At 67.9% G+C, this 1,089-nt stretch carries 2 protein-coding genes; both read left to right on the forward strand.

What is annotated here, in order from left to right:
- Window positions 1-258, forward strand: a 258-nt coding sequence (locus AC1DT2_RS24225; protein WP_477299281.1) for a DUF3999 family protein, incomplete at its 5' end; no start/stop codon positions are given.
- A gap of 56 nt (window positions 259-314) precedes the next feature.
- A partial coding sequence (locus tag AC1DT2_RS24230) for an AAA family ATPase (protein ID WP_477299283.1) occupies window positions 315-1,089 on the forward strand: 775 nt, incomplete at its 3' end.

Here is a 1,089-nt window from a genome sequence, read left to right on the forward strand (position 1 = left end):
AGCCGTCCGCCCTGGCCCATCGCCAATGCCCTCGCTAGCCTGCGCAAGCAACAGCCCGAGGGCTGGCGACCCGCCCAGGCCACGACCGGCCCTGGCGTGCGCATGGAGGGAGAAAAGGCCCTGGTCACGCCAGTAGGGCCCTTCGACTGGACCCGGGTCATCCTCTGGGTGGTGCTCGCCCTGGGCGTGCTGGTGGTCGGCGGCATGGCCGTCAGCCTGCTGCGGAAGCCGCCCACCGGGCCGCGTGAAGCGCCTTGAGCCCGCCTGCACGGTGAACGCGCGATAATGCGCGCTCACCGTCGGCACCGAGTCCCATGTCTTTTCAGTCCCCCGGCCTTTTCGCCGAACCCGAAGCCCTGAAGCCCCTGGCCGAGCGCATGCGTCCGCGCAGCCTCGACGAAATCGTCGGGCAGCAGCGCGTGGCTGGCGAAGGCAAACCCCTGCGCCGTGCGCTCGAAGCAGGCAAGGTGCACTCCATGATCCTGTGGGGACCGCCCGGCTGCGGCAAGACCACGCTGGCCCTGCTCGTGGCGCGCTATGCGGACGCGGATTTCCGCGCGATCTCCGCGGTGATGAGTGGCCTGCCGGACGTGCGCAAGGCGCTGGCCGAAGCCGAAGGCAACTTCGCGCAGGGTCGCCGCACCGTGCTGTTTGTCGACGAGGTGCACCGATTCAACAAGGCCCAGCAGGATGCCTTCCTGCCGCACATCGAGCGTGGCGTCATCATCTTCGTCGGCGCCACGACGGAAAATCCCTCGTTCGAACTCAACTCCGCGTTGCTGTCGCGTTGCCGCGTGCACGTGCTGGACTCGGTCAGTCCGGATGACATCGTCGCCGCGTTGCGTCGCGCACTGGCCGATAGCGAACGCGGGCTCGGCGACCTCGACCTTTCGGTCGAAGACGCCTCGCTACGTATGATCGCCAGCGCCGCGGACGGCGACGTACGTCGTGCACTCACGCTGCTGGAAATCGCCGCCGAGCTCGCCGAGGGCGGACACATCGACGACGCCACGCTCGAGCAGGTACTCGCCGATCGTACGCGTCGCTTCGACAAGAGTGGCGAGCAGTTTTACGACCAGATCTCGGCAC

The sequence above is a fragment of the Luteibacter sp. P4_E6 genome (genome assembly GCF_056401535.1).